General features: G+C 64.5%; 28 protein-coding genes. 8 read left to right on the top strand and 20 right to left on the bottom strand.

Annotated elements, in window-relative coordinates:
* Nucleotides 1–11: 11 nt before the first annotated feature.
* The 7 genes from ACXAJV_RS00470 to ACXAJV_RS00440 all read right to left on the bottom strand — a co-directional run bounded on the left by ACXAJV_RS00470 (nucleotide 12) and on the right by ACXAJV_RS00440 (nucleotide 5,118).
* Nucleotides 12–200 carry a hypothetical protein gene (locus ACXAJV_RS00470; protein WP_475080687.1) on the bottom strand — a complete coding sequence of 63 codons (189 nt, stop codon included), beginning with the start codon at nucleotides 198–200 and terminating at the stop codon, nucleotides 12–14.
* Nucleotides 201–390: 190 nt separating this feature from the next.
* The gene (locus ACXAJV_RS00465) at nucleotides 391–693 is read right to left on the bottom strand and encodes a hypothetical protein (protein ID WP_475080685.1); all 303 of its coding nucleotides are present in this window, start codon (nucleotides 691–693) and stop codon (nucleotides 391–393) included.
* Nucleotides 694–774: 81 nt separating this feature from the next.
* Complete coding sequence (locus tag ACXAJV_RS00460; protein WP_475080683.1) at nucleotides 775–2,022, bottom strand: glycosyltransferase; 1,248 nt, start codon at nucleotides 2,020–2,022, stop codon at nucleotides 775–777.
* A gap of 61 nt (nucleotides 2,023–2,083) precedes the next feature.
* Nucleotides 2,084–3,361, bottom strand: a complete 1,278-nt coding sequence (locus ACXAJV_RS00455) for a dicarboxylate/amino acid:cation symporter (protein ID WP_475080680.1) — start codon at nucleotides 3,359–3,361, stop codon at nucleotides 2,084–2,086.
* Between the two features lie 109 nt (nucleotides 3,362–3,470).
* Nucleotides 3,471–3,767 carry a hypothetical protein gene (locus ACXAJV_RS00450; RefSeq protein WP_475080678.1) on the bottom strand — a complete coding sequence of 99 codons (297 nt, stop codon included), beginning with the start codon at nucleotides 3,765–3,767 and terminating at the stop codon, nucleotides 3,471–3,473.
* Between the two features lie 131 nt (nucleotides 3,768–3,898).
* Nucleotides 3,899–4,420, bottom strand: a complete 522-nt coding sequence (gene ahpD / locus ACXAJV_RS00445; RefSeq protein WP_475080675.1) for an alkylhydroperoxidase, AhpD family — start codon at nucleotides 4,418–4,420, stop codon at nucleotides 3,899–3,901.
* A 152-nt stretch (nucleotides 4,421–4,572) separates the two neighbouring features.
* Entirely contained in the window at nucleotides 4,573–5,118 is a 546-nt protein-coding gene (locus ACXAJV_RS00440) for a peroxiredoxin (RefSeq protein WP_475080672.1), read from the bottom strand.
* Nucleotides 5,119–5,238: 120 nt separating this feature from the next.
* Here ACXAJV_RS00440 and ACXAJV_RS00435 point away from each other — a divergent pair, with 120 nt between their 5' ends.
* The gene (locus ACXAJV_RS00435; protein WP_475080670.1) at nucleotides 5,239–6,141 is read left to right on the top strand and encodes a hydrogen peroxide-inducible genes activator; all 903 of its coding nucleotides are present in this window, start codon (nucleotides 5,239–5,241) and stop codon (nucleotides 6,139–6,141) included.
* On the opposite strand, the gene ACXAJV_RS00430 is transcribed toward ACXAJV_RS00435, so the two are convergent.
* Nucleotides 6,128–6,508 (bottom strand): hypothetical protein, encoded by a 381-nt coding sequence (locus ACXAJV_RS00430; protein WP_475080668.1) that lies wholly within the window; start codon nucleotides 6,506–6,508, stop codon nucleotides 6,128–6,130. The genes ACXAJV_RS00435 and ACXAJV_RS00430 overlap by 14 nt on opposite strands.
* 170 nt (nucleotides 6,509–6,678) lie before the next feature.
* On the opposite strand from ACXAJV_RS00430, the gene ACXAJV_RS00425 reads away from it, so the two are divergent.
* Complete coding sequence (locus ACXAJV_RS00425; RefSeq protein ID WP_475080665.1) at nucleotides 6,679–7,203, top strand: GbsR/MarR family transcriptional regulator; 525 nt, start codon at nucleotides 6,679–6,681, stop codon at nucleotides 7,201–7,203.
* Between the two features lie 15 nt (nucleotides 7,204–7,218).
* Here ACXAJV_RS00425 and arsC read toward each other — a convergent pair whose 3' ends face one another.
* Nucleotides 7,219–7,572 carry an arsenate reductase (glutaredoxin) gene (gene arsC / locus ACXAJV_RS00420; protein ID WP_475080662.1) on the bottom strand — a complete coding sequence of 118 codons (354 nt, stop codon included), beginning with the start codon at nucleotides 7,570–7,572 and terminating at the stop codon, nucleotides 7,219–7,221.
* 84 nt (nucleotides 7,573–7,656) lie between these two features.
* Nucleotides 7,657–8,505 (bottom strand): HpcH/HpaI aldolase/citrate lyase family protein, encoded by an 849-nt coding sequence (locus tag ACXAJV_RS00415; protein WP_475080659.1) that lies wholly within the window; start codon nucleotides 8,503–8,505, stop codon nucleotides 7,657–7,659.
* A gap of 55 nt (nucleotides 8,506–8,560) precedes the next feature.
* Here ACXAJV_RS00415 and ACXAJV_RS00410 point away from each other — a divergent pair, with 55 nt between their 5' ends.
* The 3 genes from ACXAJV_RS00410 to ACXAJV_RS00400 all read left to right on the top strand — a co-directional run bounded on the left by ACXAJV_RS00410 (nucleotide 8,561) and on the right by ACXAJV_RS00400 (nucleotide 11,188).
* Nucleotides 8,561–9,418, top strand: coding sequence for a PfkB family carbohydrate kinase (locus tag ACXAJV_RS00410; protein ID WP_475080657.1), 858 nt, complete (start codon nucleotides 8,561–8,563; stop codon nucleotides 9,416–9,418).
* Nucleotides 9,419–9,483: 65 nt separating this feature from the next.
* Nucleotides 9,484–10,623: a serine hydrolase domain-containing protein gene (locus ACXAJV_RS00405; RefSeq protein ID WP_475080654.1), complete on the top strand. Its 1,140-nt coding sequence runs from the start codon at nucleotides 9,484–9,486 to the stop codon at nucleotides 10,621–10,623.
* A gap of 235 nt (nucleotides 10,624–10,858) precedes the next feature.
* On the top strand, nucleotides 10,859–11,188 hold the full coding sequence (locus ACXAJV_RS00400) for a VOC family protein (protein WP_475080652.1): 330 nt from the start codon (nucleotides 10,859–10,861) through the stop codon (nucleotides 11,186–11,188).
* Nucleotides 11,189–11,423: 235 nt separating this feature from the next.
* On the opposite strand, the gene ACXAJV_RS00395 is transcribed toward ACXAJV_RS00400, so the two are convergent.
* The 5 genes from ACXAJV_RS00395 to ACXAJV_RS00375 form a co-directional block, all read right to left on the bottom strand.
* Nucleotides 11,424–11,666: a hypothetical protein gene (locus ACXAJV_RS00395; protein WP_475080650.1), complete on the bottom strand. Its 243-nt coding sequence runs from the start codon at nucleotides 11,664–11,666 to the stop codon at nucleotides 11,424–11,426.
* Between the two features lie 259 nt (nucleotides 11,667–11,925).
* Nucleotides 11,926–12,888, bottom strand: a complete 963-nt coding sequence (locus tag ACXAJV_RS00390) for an alpha/beta fold hydrolase (protein ID WP_475080647.1) — start codon at nucleotides 12,886–12,888, stop codon at nucleotides 11,926–11,928.
* Between the two features lie 101 nt (nucleotides 12,889–12,989).
* Entirely contained in the window at nucleotides 12,990–13,910 is a 921-nt protein-coding gene (gene rarD / locus ACXAJV_RS00385) for an EamA family transporter RarD (protein WP_475080645.1), read from the bottom strand.
* Between the two features lie 148 nt (nucleotides 13,911–14,058).
* Nucleotides 14,059–15,081 carry an aspartate-semialdehyde dehydrogenase gene (locus ACXAJV_RS00380; RefSeq protein ID WP_475080643.1) on the bottom strand — a complete coding sequence of 341 codons (1,023 nt, stop codon included), beginning with the start codon at nucleotides 15,079–15,081 and terminating at the stop codon, nucleotides 14,059–14,061.
* A 225-nt stretch (nucleotides 15,082–15,306) separates the two neighbouring features.
* Nucleotides 15,307–15,612 carry a hypothetical protein gene (locus ACXAJV_RS00375; RefSeq protein WP_291882241.1) on the bottom strand — a complete coding sequence of 102 codons (306 nt, stop codon included), beginning with the start codon at nucleotides 15,610–15,612 and terminating at the stop codon, nucleotides 15,307–15,309.
* A 325-nt stretch (nucleotides 15,613–15,937) separates the two neighbouring features.
* Here ACXAJV_RS00375 and ACXAJV_RS00370 point away from each other — a divergent pair, with 325 nt between their 5' ends.
* Complete coding sequence (locus ACXAJV_RS00370) at nucleotides 15,938–16,150, top strand: cold-shock protein (RefSeq protein ID WP_271187138.1); 213 nt, start codon at nucleotides 15,938–15,940, stop codon at nucleotides 16,148–16,150.
* 84 nt (nucleotides 16,151–16,234) lie between these two features.
* Here the strand turns inward: ACXAJV_RS00370 and ACXAJV_RS00365 are convergent, their stop codons facing one another.
* Complete coding sequence (locus ACXAJV_RS00365) at nucleotides 16,235–17,251, bottom strand: glycerophosphodiester phosphodiesterase family protein (RefSeq protein ID WP_475080640.1); 1,017 nt, start codon at nucleotides 17,249–17,251, stop codon at nucleotides 16,235–16,237.
* 62 nt (nucleotides 17,252–17,313) lie between these two features.
* Between ACXAJV_RS00365 and ACXAJV_RS00360 the strand changes: the two genes are divergently transcribed.
* Nucleotides 17,314–17,853 carry a hypothetical protein gene (locus ACXAJV_RS00360; protein WP_475080638.1) on the top strand — a complete coding sequence of 180 codons (540 nt, stop codon included), beginning with the start codon at nucleotides 17,314–17,316 and terminating at the stop codon, nucleotides 17,851–17,853.
* Here the strand turns inward: ACXAJV_RS00360 and ACXAJV_RS00355 are convergent.
* Nucleotides 17,850–18,059, bottom strand: coding sequence for a hypothetical protein (locus ACXAJV_RS00355; protein WP_475080636.1), 210 nt, complete (start codon nucleotides 18,057–18,059; stop codon nucleotides 17,850–17,852). The two genes, ACXAJV_RS00360 and ACXAJV_RS00355, sit on opposite strands and share 4 nt — an antisense overlap.
* A 68-nt stretch (nucleotides 18,060–18,127) precedes the next feature.
* Between ACXAJV_RS00355 and ACXAJV_RS00350 the strand changes: the two genes are divergently transcribed.
* Complete coding sequence (locus ACXAJV_RS00350) at nucleotides 18,128–20,008, top strand: cation:proton antiporter (RefSeq protein WP_475080634.1); 1,881 nt, start codon at nucleotides 18,128–18,130, stop codon at nucleotides 20,006–20,008.
* On the opposite strand, the gene ACXAJV_RS00345 is transcribed toward ACXAJV_RS00350, so the two are convergent.
* The 3 genes from ACXAJV_RS00345 to ACXAJV_RS00335 all read right to left on the bottom strand — a co-directional run bounded on the left by ACXAJV_RS00345 (nucleotide 20,002) and on the right by ACXAJV_RS00335 (nucleotide 20,965).
* On the bottom strand, nucleotides 20,002–20,190 hold the full coding sequence (locus ACXAJV_RS00345; RefSeq protein ID WP_271187133.1) for a hypothetical protein: 189 nt from the start codon (nucleotides 20,188–20,190) through the stop codon (nucleotides 20,002–20,004). The genes ACXAJV_RS00350 and ACXAJV_RS00345 overlap by 7 nt on opposite strands.
* A gap of 136 nt (nucleotides 20,191–20,326) precedes the next feature.
* The gene (locus ACXAJV_RS00340; protein ID WP_475080631.1) at nucleotides 20,327–20,503 is read right to left on the bottom strand and encodes a DUF1328 domain-containing protein; all 177 of its coding nucleotides are present in this window, start codon (nucleotides 20,501–20,503) and stop codon (nucleotides 20,327–20,329) included.
* 48 nt (nucleotides 20,504–20,551) lie between these two features.
* Nucleotides 20,552–20,965, bottom strand: a complete 414-nt coding sequence (locus ACXAJV_RS00335) for a hypothetical protein (protein WP_475080629.1) — start codon at nucleotides 20,963–20,965, stop codon at nucleotides 20,552–20,554.
* Between the last annotated feature and the right edge of the window lie 43 nt (nucleotides 20,966–21,008).

Genomic DNA, 21,008 nt, shown 5'->3' with positions numbered 1-21,008 from the left:
GACGAACGCGATCAGCCGGCGGCCTTGGCGTTGTGGATCGACACGACAGGCTGGGGCGTGGCTTCGCGGAAGCTGACGGTCGGACGGTCTGCACTGGCCGACAGGAGGGCGCCGAAAACGGATGCGAAGACCAATCCGGCGGTCAGCCAGATCAGTGCGGATTTCGCAATTGTTCCCAGTCCGTAGTCAGCCTTGCTCATCGTCTTCACTCCACTTGCGGCGGTAAAACCGCTTCCCGTGTCGCTACACGGGCGATTTCAGCGTTGAATCGTTTAACGAAACCTTTCCGGCATCGGTTCCATTGAGGGCGTCGTTAAGACTTCGACAATTCGCATCGAACTGCGGCGGAACCGGCCGGTGGCGCTGAGATGGGGAAGGGGCCGCCCGGTTTCAAGAGGCCGCCAGACGGCGGAAGAGTTCCGGCGCACGCCAGGCAAACCAGATCGCCGTCCAGACATTGCCCAGCACGAAGACCGGCGCGATCCAGACGATCCGCAGTAACCAGCGCCGTTCGAAAAAGCCGATCACGATCGCGGACAGGATGAAGCCGATATAGAGGTCGGCCAGGGTCACGCGGCCCCAGGGACGCGAGAAGAGCCAGTCGCCGGCGGCAGAAAAATCCCCGGTTCTGACAGCGAGGGCGATCAGGGCCGCCAGAACCAGGGATAATGCGAGCAGGAAAAGGCGGGACATTTGGGGGATTCCTTCTCCTGTTCGCGACGGACAAGGAGGATACGTCCGCAAACGCGGCGTGGATCACCCGTCCGGACCGCATCAGCCTGGATGATCCGTCGGCGCCTGCTCGATCAGGTTTGCTGCGGCATGCACACCGTTCTCGGCGGCCAGCCCCCTGGCCATTGTGCGGCAGCGGGCGTGCCAGGCATCGTTCGTCTCGATCGTGCCGAGTGCCCGCGCAAAGCGCCGGGCTGTGAACTTGCCGGGCTTCAGGGCTGCAGGCCCCAGCCCCTGCTCGCGCAGGCGCTCTCCCCACCAGGGCTGATCGACCATGAAAGGAACGATCAGGCCGGGTCGCCCGGCGGTCAGGGCGGCAGCTGTCGTGCCGGCGCCGCCATGATGGACGATGGTCCGGCAGCGCGGGAAGAGCTTGCCGTGCGGCGCGCTGTCGATGACGTGTATGTCCCGGCCGGGTGAGGCTGGCAGCTCTGCCCAGCCGCGCGCGATGACACCGCGCAATCCTGCGCGCCGCAAGCCTTCGATGGCGGCCTTGGCCAGCTCTGTCGCACGGCCCGACACCATCGATCCGAAACCGACATAGACCGGCGCCGGGCCTGCACTGAGGAAGTCTTCGAGGGCCGGGTCCAGCGGTGCCGGGTCCTCAAGCATCCAGTAGCCGGTGAGATGCGTGTGCGCGTCCCAGTCGTCCGGCCGGGGCACGATGAGAGGTGAGTTGGCGATCAGGCGCAAGCAGGGCCGGCCGGCGAAAATGTCATGCCGGATCGCGCTGCCGACGGGTGCAAGGCCCAGCCCGGCGCGTGCGGCATTCACCCGCTTGCGGAAGGGTGCCATGGCAAAGTCCAGCGGCCGCCAGGACAGGCGGTTCCAGAAGCGCCCATGGTCCTTTGCGAACGTGCCGGGCATGGGAAAGGCATGCGTCGGCGCGATGGCGGGCAGCGGCGCTGTCATCACGAAGCCGGCGCCGGCGGCTTCGGCGCCGGTTGCGGAGAACAGGCATTTGGGATGGGCGACCACCATGTCGGCGCCGCGTGCACCCTCTATCCCTTCCTGCAGTGTCGCCTCGATCATCGGGTCGACCATGCGGCGGCGATAGCGGAAGGCATTTAGCGGATTGCGCGTCAGGCCCAGCGCGTCGGCCTCGCGCAGATAGGCCCCCATATCGATATCGAAGGCGCGGGCGGCCAGACCGAAGCCCTCGACCCAGGCCGTGAAGTCACGCGGTACGGAGAGGGTGACGTCATGCCCCCGTCCCTGCAGTTCCAGCCCGAGCGCGATATAGGGCTGCACGTCACCGCGTGTGCCGAAAGTATGGATAGCGATTTTCATCCGGCCGTCTCCGCTCTGGCTTTCACACAAGGTGCCAACCAGAGCGCAAACGGTTCATTCGTCAGATGACGGCCGGGTCGCGGAAGCGTTCCTCGTCCAGCTCGCCTTCCCATTTGGCCACGGCCGTGGCGACGGCGGCGTCACCGGTCACGTTCACGGCGGTGCGCGCCATGTCCATGATCCGGTCGACCGGCAGGATGAAGCCGACAATGATCGCCGTGTGCTCCGGCGTGACGCCGAAGGTTTCCAGCACGATCGCCAGCAGGAAGAGCGAGGCCGAGGGGATGCCCGCAGCGCCGATCGACACGATGGCCGCCGTGAAGGCGATCATGACGTAGTTCATGAAGGTCAGGTCGTAACCGAAAGCCTGGGCCGTGAAGAGCGCCAGAATGCCCAGATAGAGCGCGGTGCCGTCCATATTGATCGTCGCGCCCAGCGGCAGGACCGAGCCGGCGACCGACTTCTTGACGCCCAGATTGTCTGAAGCCGCCGCGATGGTCACCGGCAGGGTCGCCGACGAAGAGGCGGTAGAGTAGCCGACGGCAATCGGGTCGGTCATGCCGCGGAAAAAGCGCACGACGGGCAGGTTGAGGATCACGCGGATCAGGACGCCATAGGTGATGACGGCATGAACGATCAGGCCCAGATAGACGGCCACGATCAGGGTCAGGATGGCCTGCAGCGCCTCGAGGCCCTGGCTGGCCGCCGTGTAGGCGACGAGGGCGAAGACGCCGAAGGGCGCGACTTCCATCACATAGTGGGTGATTTTCAGCACCACGTCGGAGGCCGCGTTGAACAGGTCCGCCACCGGCTTGCCGGCCTTGCCGACGGCCAGAACGCCGACACCGAACAATAGCGAAAAGAAGATGATGGCCAGCACATCGCCATCAACGAGTGCGGCGATGGGGTTCTCTGGCACTATCGACAGGATTTGCTCAATACGATCAATGCCGGGATCGGTAGAAACCGGAACGGCTTCCACCCCAACGAAATCAACCCCTTCACCGGGGCGAAACAACGCGCCGAAAGTCAGGCCAATGACGTTCGCGAAAAAGGTTGTCCCGATATACAGCGCGAATGTTTTGAGACCGAGCGAGCCGAGCTTGGCGGGCTTCCCCATCGCAAGAATGCCGGCGACCAGCGTCGTGAAGATCAGCGGCACGATCAGCATCCGGATCAGGCGAATGAAGAGATCGCCGACCGGGCGCAGCCAGGTCTCGATCCAGGCGGTGGCGGCCTCTTGGCCCATCGTGCCGGACATGACGAGGCCGGTCACAACCCCCAGAACCAGCGCCGCGAGCACGCGTTGCCACAGTTTGATCTTGAACCACCAGCGCATGGCCTATCTCCCCCTGAACGCGGTCTCCACGCCGCGCAAACAGACCCCGCACACTAGTGGGTGAGCGAAAAGCGTCAATCTTGCTGCCGCAATGCGACTGCAGTGCACGCTAGCGGGAGCGGGGCGCGTAGGTGGCTTTGAGAAGCGCGGCCGGCAGGGTAAGGGCCGAACCGGCCAGACCGGCCAGCAGGCACAGCGCGCTCGGCAGGCCGGCAGCGGTCAGCGCGCCGGCTGCGACCAGGCTCAGCGAGGCCAGCGCCGGCAGGGCAATCCGCAACCAGGACACGTCGGCATAATGCGACGCCCGGGACATGGTCTCCCTAGAAAACCACATCCGGCCATCGTGTTCACCGCTATCGGTGCGATGGGCCCGCTTGGGTAGCGGATCGAGCGTATGGTCGATCATTGACATACACTCATTATACGGAACTTATACGGGCGCGCAATCCGGCCCTTGCGCGCCCGTATCTCTACGGAAAAACAACCGGGTATGCCGGGTTCTTCAGACGCATCGGAATTTCACGATATCGTCAAAAATCAGTTTTCGGCGGCGATGACATGCGCCACCGCATTCACGGTCGCGGCGATCCGGACGGCGGTCTGGATCTGGGCGGCAGTCAGGCCGTGCTTACGCAGCTCGGCTTCATGGCTGTCGATGCACAGGCCGCAGCCATTGATCGCCGACACGGCCAGCGACCACAGCTCGAAATCGCCCTTGTCGACGCCGGGATTGGCGATGACATTCATGCGCAGCTTGGCCGGAAGCGAACCGTATTCCTTGTTCTTGGACAGGTGCAGGAAGCGGTAATAGACATTGTTCATGCCCATGATCGCCGAAGCGGACTTGGCCGCGGCCACGGCTTCCGGGCTCAGCACCTCTTCCGCTGCCGCCGACAGGGCGGCCAGCGTCTTCGGTTCGCCGACGGCGTGGGCAGAGGCGAGGAAAGTACCCCACTTCTTCTGGTCGTCCAGATCGGTTTCACGCGCCAGCGAGGACAGGTTCAGCTTCAGGTCCTTGGCGTAGTCGGGCAGGTCATTTTTCAGCGCATCGAGGCTCATCGGGTTCTCCTTCAGGGGAAACCACGCGCGGCCGGACGGGCCGCAATCGCTTGGTGTTCAGGGGGACAAGGGGGCCCCGGGCCGGCAGGTCACACGAAGGAGCCGGCACCGGGGCAACCGACGGCGCAAGGGCGCGCCGTCAGCCGGGGGTCTTAGAGGGTATCGCCACCGACGGAGCGGTTGCACGGGCACAGCTCGTCCGTTTGCAGGGCGTCGAGGACGCGCAGCGTGTCTTCCGGGTTGCGGCCGACATTCAGGTTGGTGGCGTAGACGTGCTGGATCGTGCCTTCATCGTCGACGATGTAGGTGTAGCGATAGGCCACGCCTTCCGGGGAGCGGATGCCGAGGCTGTCGACCAGGGAACCGGTCGTGTCGGCAAACTGCCAGTGACCCAGCTTGTCCAGATCGGGATGCTCGCGGCGCCAGGCCAGCTTGCAGAATTCATTGTCGGTCGAACCGGTCAGCACGACGGCGTCACGGTCTTCGAACTCGTCCTTGAGATTGTTGAAGGCAACGATCTCGGTCGGGCACACGAAGGTGAAGTCCTTCGGGTAGAAGACAATGACCTTCCACTTGCCGGAGAAACTGTCCTGGGTGATCGGCTCGAACGCCGATTCACCGTTTTCTTCGTGGTTGTTGAAGCCCGGCTTCACACCGGTGACTTCGAAATCGGGAAGCTTGTCGCCAATACCCAGCATAGGTCTCTCCATTGAGTGCGGCCGGCTTGTGCCGACGTTTGTGATGAGGGCCTTGTGACGCAGTGCAACAGACAAATCCAATGGATTGTTTCTGGGCAAGCCATAGCTATTATCAATACCATGTCCCAGCTCCCCACACTTCGTCAGTTGCAATTCCTGATCGCCCTTGCAGAGCACGGAAGTTTCTCTCGTGCAGCCGAGGCGGTGTTCGTCACCCAGCCGACCTTGTCTGCTGCAATCAAGGAATTGGAGACGATCCTGGGCACCGTGCTGGTCGAGCGTGGCGCCCGCGGCGCGGCGCTCACGCCGGCCGGCGAGGTGGTGCTGGAGCGGGCCCGCCGGGTGATGGCCGAGGCTGAGGATCTGGTGATTGCCGCCCAGGCCGCCGGAGAACCGCTGACCGGGCCGTTCAAGCTGGGTGTTATTCCGACGATTGCCCCTTTTCTGCTGCCGCGCGTTCTGCCCGCGCTGAGGCGGTCGTTTCCCAGGCTGGAAGTCTTCCTGCGCGAAGACTTGACCGACCGGCTGTTCGACGCCCTGCGCGACCGGCGCCTTGATGCCGCGCTTGTCGCCTTGCCCTATTCAGCGCCGATGATCGAGACCAAGGCGATCTGGTCGGATGAATTCCTGTTCGCCTGCCCGCCCGACCATCGCCTCGCGGGTGCGGGCAAGCTGTCCCCGTCGGACCTGGCCGACGAACCCCTGTTGTTGCTGGAAGACGGGCACTGCCTGCGCGATCATGCGCTGTCGGTCTGTTCCACCGGTCTGGCGCGTTCGGACTTTGCGGCGACGAGCCTGCACACGCTGGTGCAGATGGTGAAGTCAGGCCTGGGCGCCACCCTTTTGCCGCGTATGGCTGTTGATGCCGGCTTGGTCGACCAGATGGGCCTCGCCGTCCTGCCCTTTGATCCGCCCGTTGCCGGCCGCGAGATCGGCGTGGCCTGGCGCAAGGGCTCGGCAAGGGCGGATGAGGCGGTTGAGCTCGGCGAGGCGATCCGCGACAGCCTCGTCAAAGCGGGCTGAGACTGGCCTGCAAGGCTTCCGGCTCGAGCAGATCCAGCTTGTCGAACGGCCCGGACACCTTGAAGCCGTAGCGCCGCAGAACTGTCGGCCGCTTGCTGGCGGTGATCAGGATCACGTGGCCCTGAAAGCCGGCAGCCTCGAGCTGTTCCAGATTGTCCGCATAATCGCGCTCGGGCGGAAGGCAGCGATCAAGAAAGACGTGATCGTAGTGTTTCGGACCGGCTTTCAAGAAATCTTTGAATCGCAGAAATGCATCGACCGAACGGCCATGAGCGTTCAGTTCACCAATCTCGGTCAAGAGCACATGCTCATCGCGATCATCATCGACGATTGCTATTCTCATTGTTCTCTTGCCCTCGATGAACAACGGATATCAGGGAGCCGATCTGCTATTGAAACATATATCGGGTAACCGAAAAGGAAACGGCGAAGCCGGTCATAGTTAATTCTTCACCCCGTGGACGCGTCAGCGCGCCACATTGCCGGGCCCGGCCGCATCATGTTTCTCTCTATGCAGAAACCAAGGAAAGGCGGCCGATGTACCTGTCCGCACCGATGCAGCGTTTCGTCCTTCACTGGGGCGAGATGGGTGCCCGCTGGGGCGTCAACCGTTCGATCGCGCAGATCCATGCTCTGCTCTACCTGGCCGACGAGCCGCTCGATGCCGAGGAAATCGTCGACACGCTGAAGATCGCGCGGTCGAATGTCTCCAACTCGCTCAAGGAGCTGCAGGCGCTCGGTCTGGTCAATCGCGAACAGGTGCTCGGCGACCGGCGTGACCGCTTCACCGCCACGCACGAACCCTGGGACATGCTCATGGCCATCGCCGAGGCCCGCAAGCAGCGCGAGATCGATCCCACCATTCAGATCCTGCAGGAATGCGCCGATGCCGCCGAAGCCGACGGCAACACGCCGGCGCTGGCCGCTGAACGCCTGCGCCGGATGGAGGAACTCGTCACCAATCTCACCGGCTGGTACGGCCAGGTGAAATCCCTGCCCCAGGGCACGCTGATCAAGCTGATGAAGCTGGGCGCCCGGATCGCGAAATTCGTGGGCGGGTAAGCCGCGCCAGCGGTCCTAGAACAGCTCCAGCACCTGTTCCGGCGGCCGGCCGATCATGGCCTTGCCGTCATGGATCACGACGGGCCGCTCGATCAGCTTGGGGTTCTGGGACATTGCCTTGAGAACGGCTTCCTCGTCCTCGACGGCTTTCAGGCCGAGTTCGCGATAGACCGCCTCGTTCTTGCGCAGCCATTCGTGCGCCGAGGTATAGCCGAGCTGTTTCAGCACGGTCTTGAGCTCGGAGACGCTGGGCGCGTCCTCCATGTAATTGCGAACGGTGAGATCGCCGCCGCGCGCCTCGAGCAAGGCCAGCGTCTGACGGGACTTCGAACAGCGCGGATTATGCCAGATGGTCGTCGAATCGCTCATTTTTCTTCCCTCAAGTCGAGTGATGAAAGCCGGTCTTGCCACTCGACATCAAGTCTTCATCTGCATTTGCCGTCTACGGCAGGCTCATGCGTCATTGTCGCCAGCGGCCGACAGCAGGGCCCGGGCGGCGTCCAGATGCAGGCGTTCCACCATGTCACCATCGAGCGAGATCACGCCCTTTCCGGCGTTCTCGGGATCGGCGAAGGCGGCAACAATGCGGGCGGCCCGTTCCAGCTCTGCAGAGGTGGGGCCGAAATACAGATGTGCAAGGTCCACCTGGCCGGGATGGATCAGTGTCTTTCCGTCAAAACCCAGCGTGCGGCCCTGTTCAGCTTCGGCGCGGAAGCCCTTCGGGTCGCGGAACTGGTTGTAGACGCCGTCCAGCGCGTAAAGCCCGCGGGCCCGCGCGGCGCACACAATGGCGGCCAGGTGCGGCACCAGCGCCAGGCGGTCATGCCCGGCCGTGCAGCGCAGGTCCTTGGCGAGGTCATTGGTGCCCGCGATCAGGCCGGCCAGCCCGGTCCCCGTCGCGCCGGCAATGCCGTTGAGATTCATCACACCCAGCGGCGTCTCGACCATGGCCCAGATCGGGATGGAGGTCCCATGCGTGTTTAACGCGCTGCGTGCGGCGTGCAGATCACCCACCTGGCTGACCTTGGGCAGAACGATGGTGTCGGCCCGGGCCGCTTCGCGCATGTCGGCGGCATTCCAGGCTGTATCGGCCGCGTTGACCCGCACCGCGCGGATTGCGCCGGAGGCCGACCAGCTGTCGAGTGCTTCCCCGACCCGGGCGCGGGCTTCGTCCTTTTCGTCCGGACCCACAGCGTCTTCCAGGTCCAGGATCAGGAGGTCGGCGCCGACATGGGCGGCCTTCTCGATGGCGCGGGGCTTGGAGGCGGGAACGAAGAGGGCGGAGCGGATCAGTCGGCGCATACAGGGTCCGGATGGGGCTTCAGCTCTTGGGAAAATCGGATATAGCATACTTACCATGCCGATGGCGCTGATCCTTTCCAGTCTCGTGGCGGCCTCCCGCGTGGGCGGCGGCGTGTCCGAGCGCGTGCTCAACGCGGCCGGCATCGACACCATGCTCGTGCCGACCGTGCTTTATGGCCGCCAGCCCGGATGGGGACCGCCCGGCGGCGGGCCGGTGGAACAGGACATGTTCCAGGGCGTGCTGTCCGGCATTTCCGACCAGGGCCTGCTCGACATCACCGATGTCGTTCTGACCGGCTACTTCGCCGATGTCGGCCAGATCTTCGATACGGCCGCGGTGATTGATGTCGTGCGCAAGGGATCGCGGGTCAATCGCGGTGTCCGAGCCTTTGCCCGGGAGCCGATCGTCGTCGTCGACCCGATCATGGGCGATGCGCCGGGCGGGCTCTATGTGCCGCCCGCCATCGCCGCCGGCATCAAGGACCAGCTGGTCAGCCGCGCCGACCTGGTGACGCCGAACGCTTTCGAGCTCGGCCATATCACCGGGCGCCAGCTGACCGATCTGGCTTCGATGGTGCGCGCGGCGCGCGCGCTCGACTGTCCGGCGATTGTCACCTCCCTGCCGCGGCATGGCGAGATCGGCGTGATGTATGTCGACGATGGCGAGGCGTGGCTGGTCACGCATGAACGCATCCCCGATGCGCCGAAAGGCACGGGCGACGTTCTGACGGCGGCGTTTGTCGGCGCCATCGTCAATGGAGCGGAACCGAAAGCCGCGCTCGAACACGCCGTGGCGGCCACGGTCTCCGTCGTGATGCGGGCGCATGAATGGAAGGCGCCGGAACTGCCGATTGTCGCCGCGGCGGATGTGCTGCGCCAGCCCCTGGTGCGCTATGAGGCCGAAGCGATCTAGGCACGGCGGCGACGCCTCAGTATCGCCCTTGCTCGGGTGCCCCGGAACGGGTTAGCCAGATCGTCATGACCACCGACACACTCCCCGCCGTCCACGGCCATGTTGCGCCGGGTTTCGAGCCCGTCCGCGACGCGTTTCTCGCCAACTGGTCCGATCAGGACGAGATCGGCGCCGGTTTCGCCCTGCGCATTGATGGCGAGACGGTCGTCGACATCCATGCCGGCTGGGCCGACCGCAAGAAATCGCGGGACTGGCAGGCCGACACGCTGGTGCCGGTCTATTCAACTGGAAAGGCGGTTGCCGCGCTGGTCATGGCCAAACTCGTCGATCGCGGTCTCCTGCAGTACGATTTGCCGGTGGCCGACTACTGGCCGGAATTCGCCGCGGGCGGGAAGTCGCGGGTCACGGTGGCCGAGGCGCTGTCGCACCAGGCCGGCCTGTCGGGCATCGCCGAGGAGATGGATGCGGGCGACTGGTTCGATGCTGCCAAGATCGAGGATCGCCTGGCCCGCCAGGCGCCGCTGTGGGAGCTGGGCACCGGCTCGGGCTATCACCCGGTCACCTTCGGCTTCATCGCCGATGCCTTGGCGCGCCGTACCGACGGCCGGTCGATCGGCGCCATCCTGCGCGAGGATATCTGCGGGCCGGCCGGGATCGACTTCCATGTCGGCCTGCCCGAAAGCGAGCACGCCCGCACGGCCGAGCACGCCATGCCCCGCCAGGTGCCCGATCTGGGCGAGCGGACGCGGCCGCGCGAACTGGCCTTCCTGAAGGCCTGGTCCTCGCCTGGCCGCCGCGGCGCCACGGAATGGCGCAAGGCGGAGTTTCCCGCCGCCAACGCCCATGCGACCGCGTCTGCCCTGGCACGCCTGATGGGCGTCTATGCGCTCGACGGCAAGCTGGACAACAAGCGCTTCCTGTCGGCGGCGACACTGGAGGCGCTGGTGAAGGAGCGCGTTGCCGGGCCCGACAAGGTGCTGCCTTTCGATCTGTCCTGGGCGGCCGGCGTGATGCGCAATACCCGCACGCAATTCTACGGCCCGACGCCGGAGGCCGTGGGCCATTCCGGCTGGGGCGGGTCCTGTGCCTTCGCCGATCCGGTCCGGCGCCTGACCGGCGCCTATGTGATGAACCGCCAGCAGCACTATCTCGCCGGTGACCCCCGCCCCACGCGCATCATCGAGGCGGTCTACGGGTGTTTGTGAACCATCCTTCCCCTTGATGGGGAAGGTGGGCCAGCGCGTAGCGCTGGGCCGGAAGGGGTGAACCCCGGTGGTCCGTTGTTCTGCGTGCGTTTGCCGATACCTCGCCGCCACCCCATCCACCACGCCTTCGGCGCGGTCCCCCTTCCCCATCAAGGGGAAGGATAAATTACCGTTTCTCCGAGACTTCCTGGAACTCTGCCGCTAGCCTGTGACCCGGAGACGGCAGGAGACGCGCATGTATCTGGGACATTTCTCGGTTTCGCTGGCGGTGAAGGATATCCGCAAATCGCTGGCCTTCTACGAGGCGCTGGGGTTTGAAAAGCTTGACGGCGATGTCGAGCAGAACTGGCTGATCCTGAAGAGCGGCGAGGCCAAGATCGGCCTGTTCCAAGGCATGTTCGAAGAGGATCTGCTCACCTTCAACCCGTCCGATGCCCGCGCGCTGGAAAAGGCGCTGAAGGACAAGGGTGTCGAGCCGGAAACCGGCACGTCCGGCGATGAGGGCCCGGCGCATTTCGTGCTGAAAGACCCGGACGGCCGCACCATTCTCGTCGATCAGTTCTGACGCGCCAACAATTGGCTATATGGGTAAGAATATATCGACCTTCTTGGCGTCATCCCCGTTTTTGATGATGAAGGATGAGCCGTCGGCATGCGCACTGAGCAAGTACTCGTAGAGCCGCAAGGCGTCCCGCATTACCTCGGAATACGAAGAAGAGTCAGAAATTTCCTTCAGCCGCTTGAGGCGGTCGTAGGAACGATCTGACAAATCCATCTGGACGCGAGTACCCAACTTGCACCTATTCCAGCTGACGCTTTCCTGTCGAGAAGTATTGGCCCATCAGGAAGGTCATTACCGGTCCAGAAATATTCCAAACCCGGAACACGGCAGACCAATCTGATGCCAACAGCCCGTAAGCACCCGACCCAAGCAAAGCGAGGGCAGCAGTAATGAACGATCCCCGAACAAGCCATGCTCGAGTGGTGTAAAACTCTGTAACTTCGATATTCGCATCGAAGTCTTTTCCAATAGCAACTTTCACAAGTCGCCTCCGTATTTTGGAGGCTAAACCCATGCAAATTTATTGCAAAGAGCAGCCTCGAAGTCGGTTGTTTTTCATTCGGCTCTCACTTCTTTTCTATCTGTCTATCTACTAACTAGCTTTCTGGTCGGCGATACCGCACCCGTCGGCGGAGAATCACCAACTTCAATCTTACACAAAGGGGAGGTCTTACGCATCAAATTTTGATGACAGGCCGCCGCGATGGCCTGCGGGCATAGAAATTGGAGCCTTAAGCCAATTAGCCCTCAGCCGGAAAACGCCGTTGCAGCCAGTCCAGCATGTGGGCGTTCAGCAGTTCCGGAGCTTCCCACATCGTCCAGTGGCCGCAGCCTTCGATGATCTGGAATTCCACGTCCTTGCACAGGGCGGGCATCCAGCTGGCCAGCTTCGGCGGCAACATGAAATCCTTTTCGGCCGAGACCATCAGGCAGGGCATGCCAAGCCGGTGGTCGACGCCGCCCATGCGCTGCCAGTTGGCGTCGAAATTCCGGTAGAGATTGATGCCCGGTGTGAAGCCCGTGGCGCGATAGGCATCGGCATAGACGGCGCGGTCTTCCGGACTGACGACGATACGGGCTTCAGGTCTGCTCTTGAACGCCTCGAACTGTTTGGGGATGTGGGTGATGGCGGGAAAGTGTTCTTCCAGCGGCCCTGAGGGTGGAGCGCCAAAAATGAAAGCGAAGAAATCGTCTTCGCGGCCTTCGAACCGGCTTTCCGCATAGCGCGGCTCCTGAAAGCGCAGGATGTAGTGATCCTCTCCACCGACTTCGCGAAAATAGTGCGTCGGCGGTTCGGCGCCGCGGGGCAGGTGGGGCGTGTTGACACCGATGACGCCGGCGACCCGCTGCGGAGCCAGCATGGCGGCATGCCAGACGATGATCCCGCCCCAGTCATGGCCGGCGAAGACGGCGGTCTCATGGCCCAGCGCGTCGAGCAGGCCGGTCAGGTCGCCCACCAGCGTGTCGATATCGTAGGCATCGGCGTCTTCGGGACAGTCCGACCCGCCAAACCCCCGCAGATCGGGTGCGATCACCCGGTAGCCGGCCTCGGCCAGCACACCGATCTGGTTCTTCCAGGACCAGGCGAGTTCGGGCCAGCCATGGGCGAGGATGAGCGGCTGCCCGTCCTCCGGTCCGGCAAGGTGAACGGCAAGCGTGATGCCGTTCGTGGCGATACGCGTGGCGGGGGGGAAATCGGTCATCGGGCCTCTCCGGTCCTGAAACGTGTTGGGGATCAGGCGATTATTGTTGCGGCGCAGGAGAGAACAGGCACTCGGCTTGGTCAAGGCCGCAGCCGGATGGACTATTCCGCTTCCGCCTGGGCCTCGGCGGCGATGGCCCGCTTCTTCTGCCGCCGCAGGGTGGAGTAGGCGAACATGCCGACACCGGCCCAGATGAAGGCAAAGGTGACGAGGTGGGAGGCGGTGAAGGTCTCACCGCCCATCACGCCGATGGCGAACTGCATGGAGGGCGCGATGAATTGCAGCAGACCCATGGTCGACAGGTGCAGCCCGCGCACGCCGATGGCGTAGAGCAGCAGCGGCACCACCGTCACCAGACCGGCCGCCATCAGCATCAGCGCCTGGACCGGGCTCTCCTGGAAATGACCCAGCCCGTTCAGCTGCAGGATGGTGAGCCCGACGATCGCGATGGGCAGGTTGAAGGAGGTTTCCCAGAACAGGCCGATCCGGCCGTCAACGGCTGCGACCTTGCGCAGATAGCCATAGGCGGTGAAGGAGGTAGCCAGCGCCAGCGAGATCCACGGCACCTGGCCGACAGCAACGATCTGGTTCGCCACGCCGAGCGCAGCCAGCACGATGGCGGCGATGCGGAAGGGGCCGAGCGGTTCGCGCAGGACGATCACGCCCACCGCCACACTCATCAGCGGGTTGATGTAATAGCCCAGCGAAGCCTGCAGCACGTGGCCGGAGTTCACCGCAAAGATGAAGATCCACCAATTGACCGAGATCAGGGCCGCGGTGCCCACCAGTGTCAGGATTGTCCGGCGGTCGGACAGGACGGCAATCGCCTGGCGCATCTTGCCCGAGACCGCCAGCACAAGCGCCAGAATTGGCACCGCCCAGATGATACGGTGCATGACAATCTCGAACGGGTTCGCAAAATCCAGCGCCTGGAAGAAGAGCGGTGCCACGCCCCAGATCAGATAACTGGACAGGCCGGCCGCGAGCGCGGGGCGGATGTCGGTATTCTGCTCGGACGACATGCGGCACTCCCTCGCGCGGCGTTTCCAGCACATAGGATGCGCGTTGCGGGAATGCGACCCGTTTCCTGCGCATGTCCGCTATGCCGCCGCTCGCGGTATAGGCCTGCCACCCGGCTCCGGGATGGAGCCGGGCGGGCAGTAGCCGGGATCAGCTGTTTTTCAGCAGGCCCTTGTTGAGCAGGCCTTCGGCGATCTGCACGGCATTCAGGGCGGCGCCCTTGCGCAGATTGTCCGACACCACCCACAGGGCGAGGCCGTTCTCGACCGTCGGGTCCTCGCGGACGCGCGACACGAAGGTGGCGAATTCGCCGACGCATTCGACCGGCGTCACGTAACCCTCGTCCTCGTGCTTGTCGATCACCATCAGGCCGGGGCTTTCGCGCAGCAGGGCGCGGGCCTCATCGGCCGACATCTCGTCTTCCAGCTCCAGATGCGCCGCGATCGAGTGGCCGACGAAGACCGGAACGCGGGCGCAGGTGGCGAAGAGCTTGATCTTCGGGTCGAGGATCTTCTTCGTCTCCACCGTCATCTTCCACTCTTCCTTGGTGGCGCCGTCTTCCATGAAGACGTCGATGTGCGGGATGACGTTAAAGGCGATCTGTTTGGTGAATTTCTGCGGCGTCGGCTGGTCGTTGACGTAGATACCCTTGGTCTGGGTCCACAGCTCGTCCATGCCTTCCTGGCCAGCGCCGGACACCGATTGGTAGGTGGCGCAGGAGACGCGCTTGATGCCGACACGGTCATGGATCGGCTTCAGGGCGACGACAAGCTGGATGGTCGAGCAGTTCGGATTGGCGACAATGCCCTTCTTCCTGACGCCGTCGAGGGCGTCCAGATTGACCTCGGGCACCACCAGCGGCACGTCCGGATCCATCCGCCAGGCCGAGGAATTGTCGACCACGATGGCGCCGGCCTTGGCGATCTTCGGCGCCCATTCCTTCGACGGCTCGCCACCGGCGGACATCAGGACGAGGTCGACCTTGGAATAGTCGAAGGTTTCCACGTCCTGGCATTTCAGCGTCTTCTCGCCATAGGAGAGTTCCATGCCCATGGATTTGCGGGTCGCCAGTGCATACACTTCATCGGCGGGGAACAGCCGTTCCGCCAGAATGGTGAGCATCTCCTTGCCCACCGCACCTGTTGCACCGAAAACCGCGACTTTCACGCCCATCTTGACTGACCTTTCAGCATGCCCGGAGTTGATCTCGTGCCGACAGGTGACGCCTTAAACCCCTCATTGAGGCAAGGCTAGGGCGGAGTTCAGGGAAAGCGGGGTTGCGGGTAAAATTTTTCGCTACCCCCGATCTTCGGGCGGTCGCGTGGGCGGATCGACTTCACTTTTGCGGGTTTGTGGGGTGTTCTTGCCGGTGTCGAGCTGTCTGGCCGAGGGATGGCGCTAGCGCGTCTTCTGCATGCGCAACCAGATGCGCCAGGCGACGAGGCCGACGAGCAGCAGGACGATCAGATCGAGTGCGTTGAAGCCCAGAAAGAGCGGCGTGATCAGCCGTTGCAGGACGCCCCAGCGGCCGTCATAGATCGTCTCGCCCTGGCGGGCGAAGCCGATATAGACCGCGACACCGACCATCAGGGCGGCCCCGAAACCGGCCAGACGGATCATCGCGCCGGGGTTGAAGCCTCCGGCTGACTGGCGCTGCCGGTCGCGCTGGCGATGGGTGCGGTCGAGAAAGCGGCGTCGGCTCATCCGCGCAGGAGTAGGCGATCCTCCGGCGGGGTCAAGCCGCCACGGCTGCATGGACTGGCGTGGGCGGCAAGGTTTTGTTGCGTATGCCACAAGAGTTTCATTTGCGTTGTGAGCAAATCCGTGCGCATATCCGCGGCGACGGGCGGCCCCAGAGGCCGGACGGAATTCTGATCGCCTACCCGGTGGCGCCCGTGAGGGGGTCACGTCGGACACCTAGACTTCAGCCTTCCCCGACTTTCTACGTCCGTAATACCAGTGTCAGGGCGCTGACATTGCATTTTTTCTATGCCCGCACGCAGGGCACGCATTCAAGGGAAGGTTCCCCATGGCCACAGGTACGGTCAAATTCTTCAACCAAAGCAAAGGCTTTGGCTTCATCACCCCGGACGAGGGCGGCAATGACGTCTTCGTGCACATCTCCGCTGTCCAGGCATCTGGCCTGCCGGGGCTGAACGACGGCCAAAAGGTCTCCTTCGAGACCGAACCGGACCGTCGCGGCAAGGGACCGAAGGCGATCAACCTGCAATACGCCGACTAAGGCGCAGCAGGATCCAGAAGATCGAACGGCGTGGAGAGCAATCTCCACGCCGTTTTCTTTTGCCGATTATCTGTTGGCCGGAGCCTATTCGCCGGCCGGTTCGCCGGTCATGGCGTCGCGCACCGCCACCGCGGTGGCCGGAAAGTCGGCGAACACGCCGTCAACGCCCAGCCGGTAGACGCGCTCCAGCTCCGTGGCGATATCGACGTCCCCGGACAGCGGGACATCGTCGCGGAAGGTCCAGGGGTGAACCTCCAGGCCCAGCGCGTGGGCGCGGGCAACAAAGCCGGTATCCTCACCCGCCTCGGTGATGACCAGACTCTTGGCAGGCCCGACGGCATCGGCGAAGACGGCCAGATCGTCCAGGCCGACACTCGGTTGCAGCGGGTCGGCGGACGGGTCGAGCTCCTGCATCGGGAAGACCAGCATCGCCAGCGGCGTGTCGATCTCGGTATTCAGCCGCGCCAGGAAGTCCGGCTCGAAACACTGGATGGTCATTGGCGCATCGGCGCTGTCGAGCCCGCGCGCGCGCAGGATGCGGACGAGCTCGGGCAGCGGGTCGAGACCGATCGAGACATAGTGTCCGGGGGCTTTCACCTCGGGCTCTGTCGGCACGCCGTGTTCCGCGGCGAGGTCGAGAACCTCCTCGAAGGTCGGAATCTGGAATTCACCATTGAAGCCGGCATCGCGCTGGGGCCAGGGCTGGATGGCCCGCAGGGTGCGCAATTCGGCAAGCGTGAAATCCTCCACCCACCAGTCGGCCCGGCCGTCGAGCTCGCGGCGGCGATCGGCGAATTCGGGGCGGTCGGCAATGTCGGTCGTGGTGGACAGATAGTGATCGTGCCGGGCCACGAGCACGCCATCCGCCGTCATCACCAGGTCGGGCTCGATCACGTCAGCGCCCTGTTCGATAGCCAGTTCATAGGCCGCCAGCGTGTGCTCCGGCCGTTCGCCGCTGGCACCGCGATGGGCAATCACGAGGGGCGGTTCGCCGGACAGGGTCTGCCAGGGCATCGGCGCTGCCGTGTCTTCCTCGCCGCAGGCGGCCAGTCCGGCAGTCAGCGAAAAGGCCAGTCCGGCCAGAATGATGTGTCGGCGCATCTTCCCCTCCCCGTACGTTGCGCGGCACACTAGCGCGAGCCTTGCGGCATGAGGAGTGACAAATGAGCGACAAGTCGCGTTTCGACACGCTGACCGAAGCGGCCGAGCGATATGGCCGGCTGAGCCTGGACAATTATGCGATTGTGCGCAGTGTCGCCGAGAATGTGTCGGCGGGCTTCTGCCGTTATCTCGGCGATGAAAAGGGCGTGTGCGTGCACCTCGTGCCGCCGCAGGGCGCCTGGGTGCCCCAACCCTATCGCTCCGGCGCCTTTTCGGTTTCGGGAACCGGTTTCCTGCCGCTGGGACCGATCAGTTTCGGCCTCGCCGTGAAGGTGTCGCGCACGGGCGACTGGATACGGCTTGTCCTGACCTGCGCCAAGAAGGGGCACCACATGGAGATCGCCATCGCCAACGGGCCGGTCTTCGATATCGGCCTTCCGGTCTCGGACACCGAGCTGTTCGATTTGTTCGAGCGGCTGCACGCGCATCTGGTGCGCTGGTTCGGCGATGCCGCCGATCTCTTCGAGCATGGCGATTATGGCGGGCAGTCCATCGGCTTCGACTTCCTGCACAACGATCCGGCCGAACAGGACGAGGGCTAGAAGGGCCAGGCCGATGCCAGGCCCGCACCGCTCGCAAGCGTAACCGCGAGCCCGGACATCATCCGCCGTCGCAGCACCACGCCGCCGGCAATGCGTGCCGCCGTGGCAAGGTTCGATGCGCCGATCAGGGTGACCGGCCCGCCGATCAGCAGGGCCGCGGCGAAGGAAACGAGGGCGAGTTGGAACTCGAGCGGTAACGTGGTCATGACAGCCTCCCCGACTGTATGCCGTCGCACAGGCGACGGCGGGTTCGAAACGCGCTAACAACGCCGCCATGATGCACGCACCGCCTGACCTCACCCTGACCATCGCACTCATCGCCGGTTCAGGCGTTGCCGCCCAGTGGCTCGCCTGGCGCCTGCGCTGGCCGTCCATCGTGCTGATGATGGGCGCCGGCCTCCTGCTGGGGCCGGTCTTCAGCCTCATCACCGGCACGCCGCTTCTGAATCCCGAAGCGAGTTTCGGTGGGTATCTGCGGCCGATGATTGCCCTGGCGGTCGGGGTGATCCTGTTCGAGGGCGGTATTACCCTGAATTTCCGCGAGTTGCGCGGCGTGTCGAAACCGGTCTGGCGGCTTGTCCTGCTGGGCGTGCCGCTCAACGGCATTCTGGCGACACTGGCGCTGCACTATGTGGCGGGCCTCGCGCTCGACCTGTCGGCAATGATCGGCGCGCTTTTGACTGTCACCGGGCCGACCGTCGTCCTGCCGTTGCTGCGGCAGGCAAACCTGCCGCCGCGCATCGCCTCGGTTCTCAAATGGGAAGGCATCGTCAACGACCCGATCGGCGCGCTCGCCGCCGTGTTCGTGTTCGAGGCCGTGCGCCAGACCGCGCTGGGCCAGGACTGGGCCGGCGCAGCCGGGGCGCTGGTCTTCGGCGCGGTGATCGGGGCCGGGCTGGGCATAGCCTTCGGTTTCGGCCTGTCGCGGGCTTTCCGCCGCGGCTGGGTGCCGGAACAGATGAAGGCGCCGCTCGTGCTGGCCTCGGTGCTCGTCTGCTTTTCCGCCGCCGAGGCGCTGGCGCACGAGACTGGCCTGGTCGCCGTGACCGTGTTCGGCCTTGTCGTTGCCAACTCCCGGCTGGCCTCGATTGAGGAGATGCGCCGCTTCAAGGAAGGTATCGCCTCCATTCTTGTCGCGAGTGTCTTCGTGGTGCTCGCTGCGGGGCTTACCCCGTCGGCCCTGGCAGAGCTGAACTGGCGGCATGCGGCCTTCGTGGTGGTGCTGATCCTGATTGCCCGGCCGCTCGGCATCTTTCTCGCGACCCTGAACTCCGGCCTGAACTTGCGCGAAACGGCCTTTGTCGGCCTGATCGGGCCGCGCGGCGTGGTCGCGGCGGCAACCGCCGGGCACCTGGCCGCCGAGCTCGTCGAGGCCGGCCGCGAGGACGCGGCGATCCTGGCGCCGCTGGTCTTCGTCACCGTGTTCGCCAGCGTTGTCGGCTGCGGCTTTGCCGTGACGCCGCTGGCCCGGCTGTTCGGGCTGTCGCAGTCCGGTCCGGAGAAACTGCTGATCGTCGGCGCCAATCCCTGGAGCCTGGGTCTTGCGGGCGTGCTGAAGAAGATCGAGGTGCCGCACACGGTCGCCGATACCAGCTTTCGCCGCCTCCGGGCTGCCCGGCTGGACGGGCATGATGTCTATTATGGTGAGGTCTTGTCAGAGGCTGCGGAGTGGCGGCTGGAGCCGTCGCGTTTCTCGGCCCTGATCGCGGCCTCCCCCAATGATGCCTACAACGCCCTGGTCTGTATCGACTATGCGCCCGAACTGGGCCGGTCGCGCGTCTACCAGCTGTCGGCACATGAAGGGCTCGACGAGGGAGAGCGGGGCGAGGACGATCCCCGCTCGATCGCGTTCACGGCCCGGGGCCGGACCCTGATCCGGCGCGGCCGGGGCTATGACGGGCTGGCGCGGGACTGGTGGCGCGGCTGGCGATTCCGCACCACGCGCCTGACCGAGGAATACCCGCTGTCGCGCTATCTCGAGGACCTGGACGAAAATGCCGACCTGGTTCTGGCGCGTCAGCCGAACGGCACACTCATCCTGCTGGGGCCGGGGCGCGAGCCGCCGGAAGCACCGGGAAGTGTGATCGTCAGCTTCGCGCCGCCACGCGACGACAGAGCGGAGAGCGGCGAGCCCACCGGTCCGGCGCGTCAGTAGTCGGGGAAGTCGTCGACCGGTTGCGAGCCACCCGGCCGGGCGCCGCCGCAATAGGGCCAGTTGTCCGCATTGGGGTCGCCATGGGGGCAAACCGCGTCGCTGCCTTCATAGATGACGCAGCCAGACAGGCTTGCCGCGCCCAGCAGCGCCGCACACACCAGAAACACACGCTTTACGGTCATTGGAAGCACCCCTTGTGGAGCCCCAATGGTGACGTCCCCCGCCGCCCTGCGCAAGTCCGCCTGATCATCAAAAAACGCGCCCCGGATGACCCGGAGCGCGTCTTTCTTCCAGCCGGCCTTTTATGGCCGGTCCGGTTTAGGCGGGCGGGGACTGGCCGCGGATGGCCCGGGCGACAAGCGCCAGGACAAACAGCGCCAGGAACACCACGAACAGGATTTGTGCGATGCCGGCAAAAGCACTGGCCATCCCGCCGAATCCCAGAACAGCGGCGACGACCGCAAAAATGAAGAACAGAATTGCCCAGCTGAGCATGACGGACTCCTTTTTCTAGCTTCTTATCCAGTGACGGACCCGGCGGCGTCAGATCGTGCCGGCGCGCGGCGGTTCCGGGGCCGGTTCCACGCGGGCTGCGCGGTATCCGGCCACGAGTTCGGACCAGCTTTGGTGGGCGACGATCGTGTTGGCGTCCGGCCGATAGTCGAGAAAGCCGACTGCGTGCTCGATCGTCATGCCCGGCATGGCGTCCGGTCCCGTCCAGGCGATTTCCAGAGCGGCGATGCTGTCATCGGGCCGTCGCAGGACGGTGATGACGTGACCGCGGGCGACCCCGGTCCTGTCCGTTACGGACAGGGCTTCGAGTGTGGCGGTCGAAACCGGCATCGCGGTCGCCGTTTCTGGCGGGCGATATCGCAATTCGAGCACCGGGGGCTGGACAAAACCTGCGATCAGCAGGCTTCCCAGCGCGGCGCTGGCCAAGTGTGTCAGCCTGGACATGACGGGCCTCCTTGCCGCTCGATCAATCAACGCGCAGCTGCGC

It is taken from the genome of Maricaulis sp. ABE4_448, from assembly GCF_056160825.1.
This window is presented reverse-complemented; position numbering and strand designations above follow the sequence as displayed.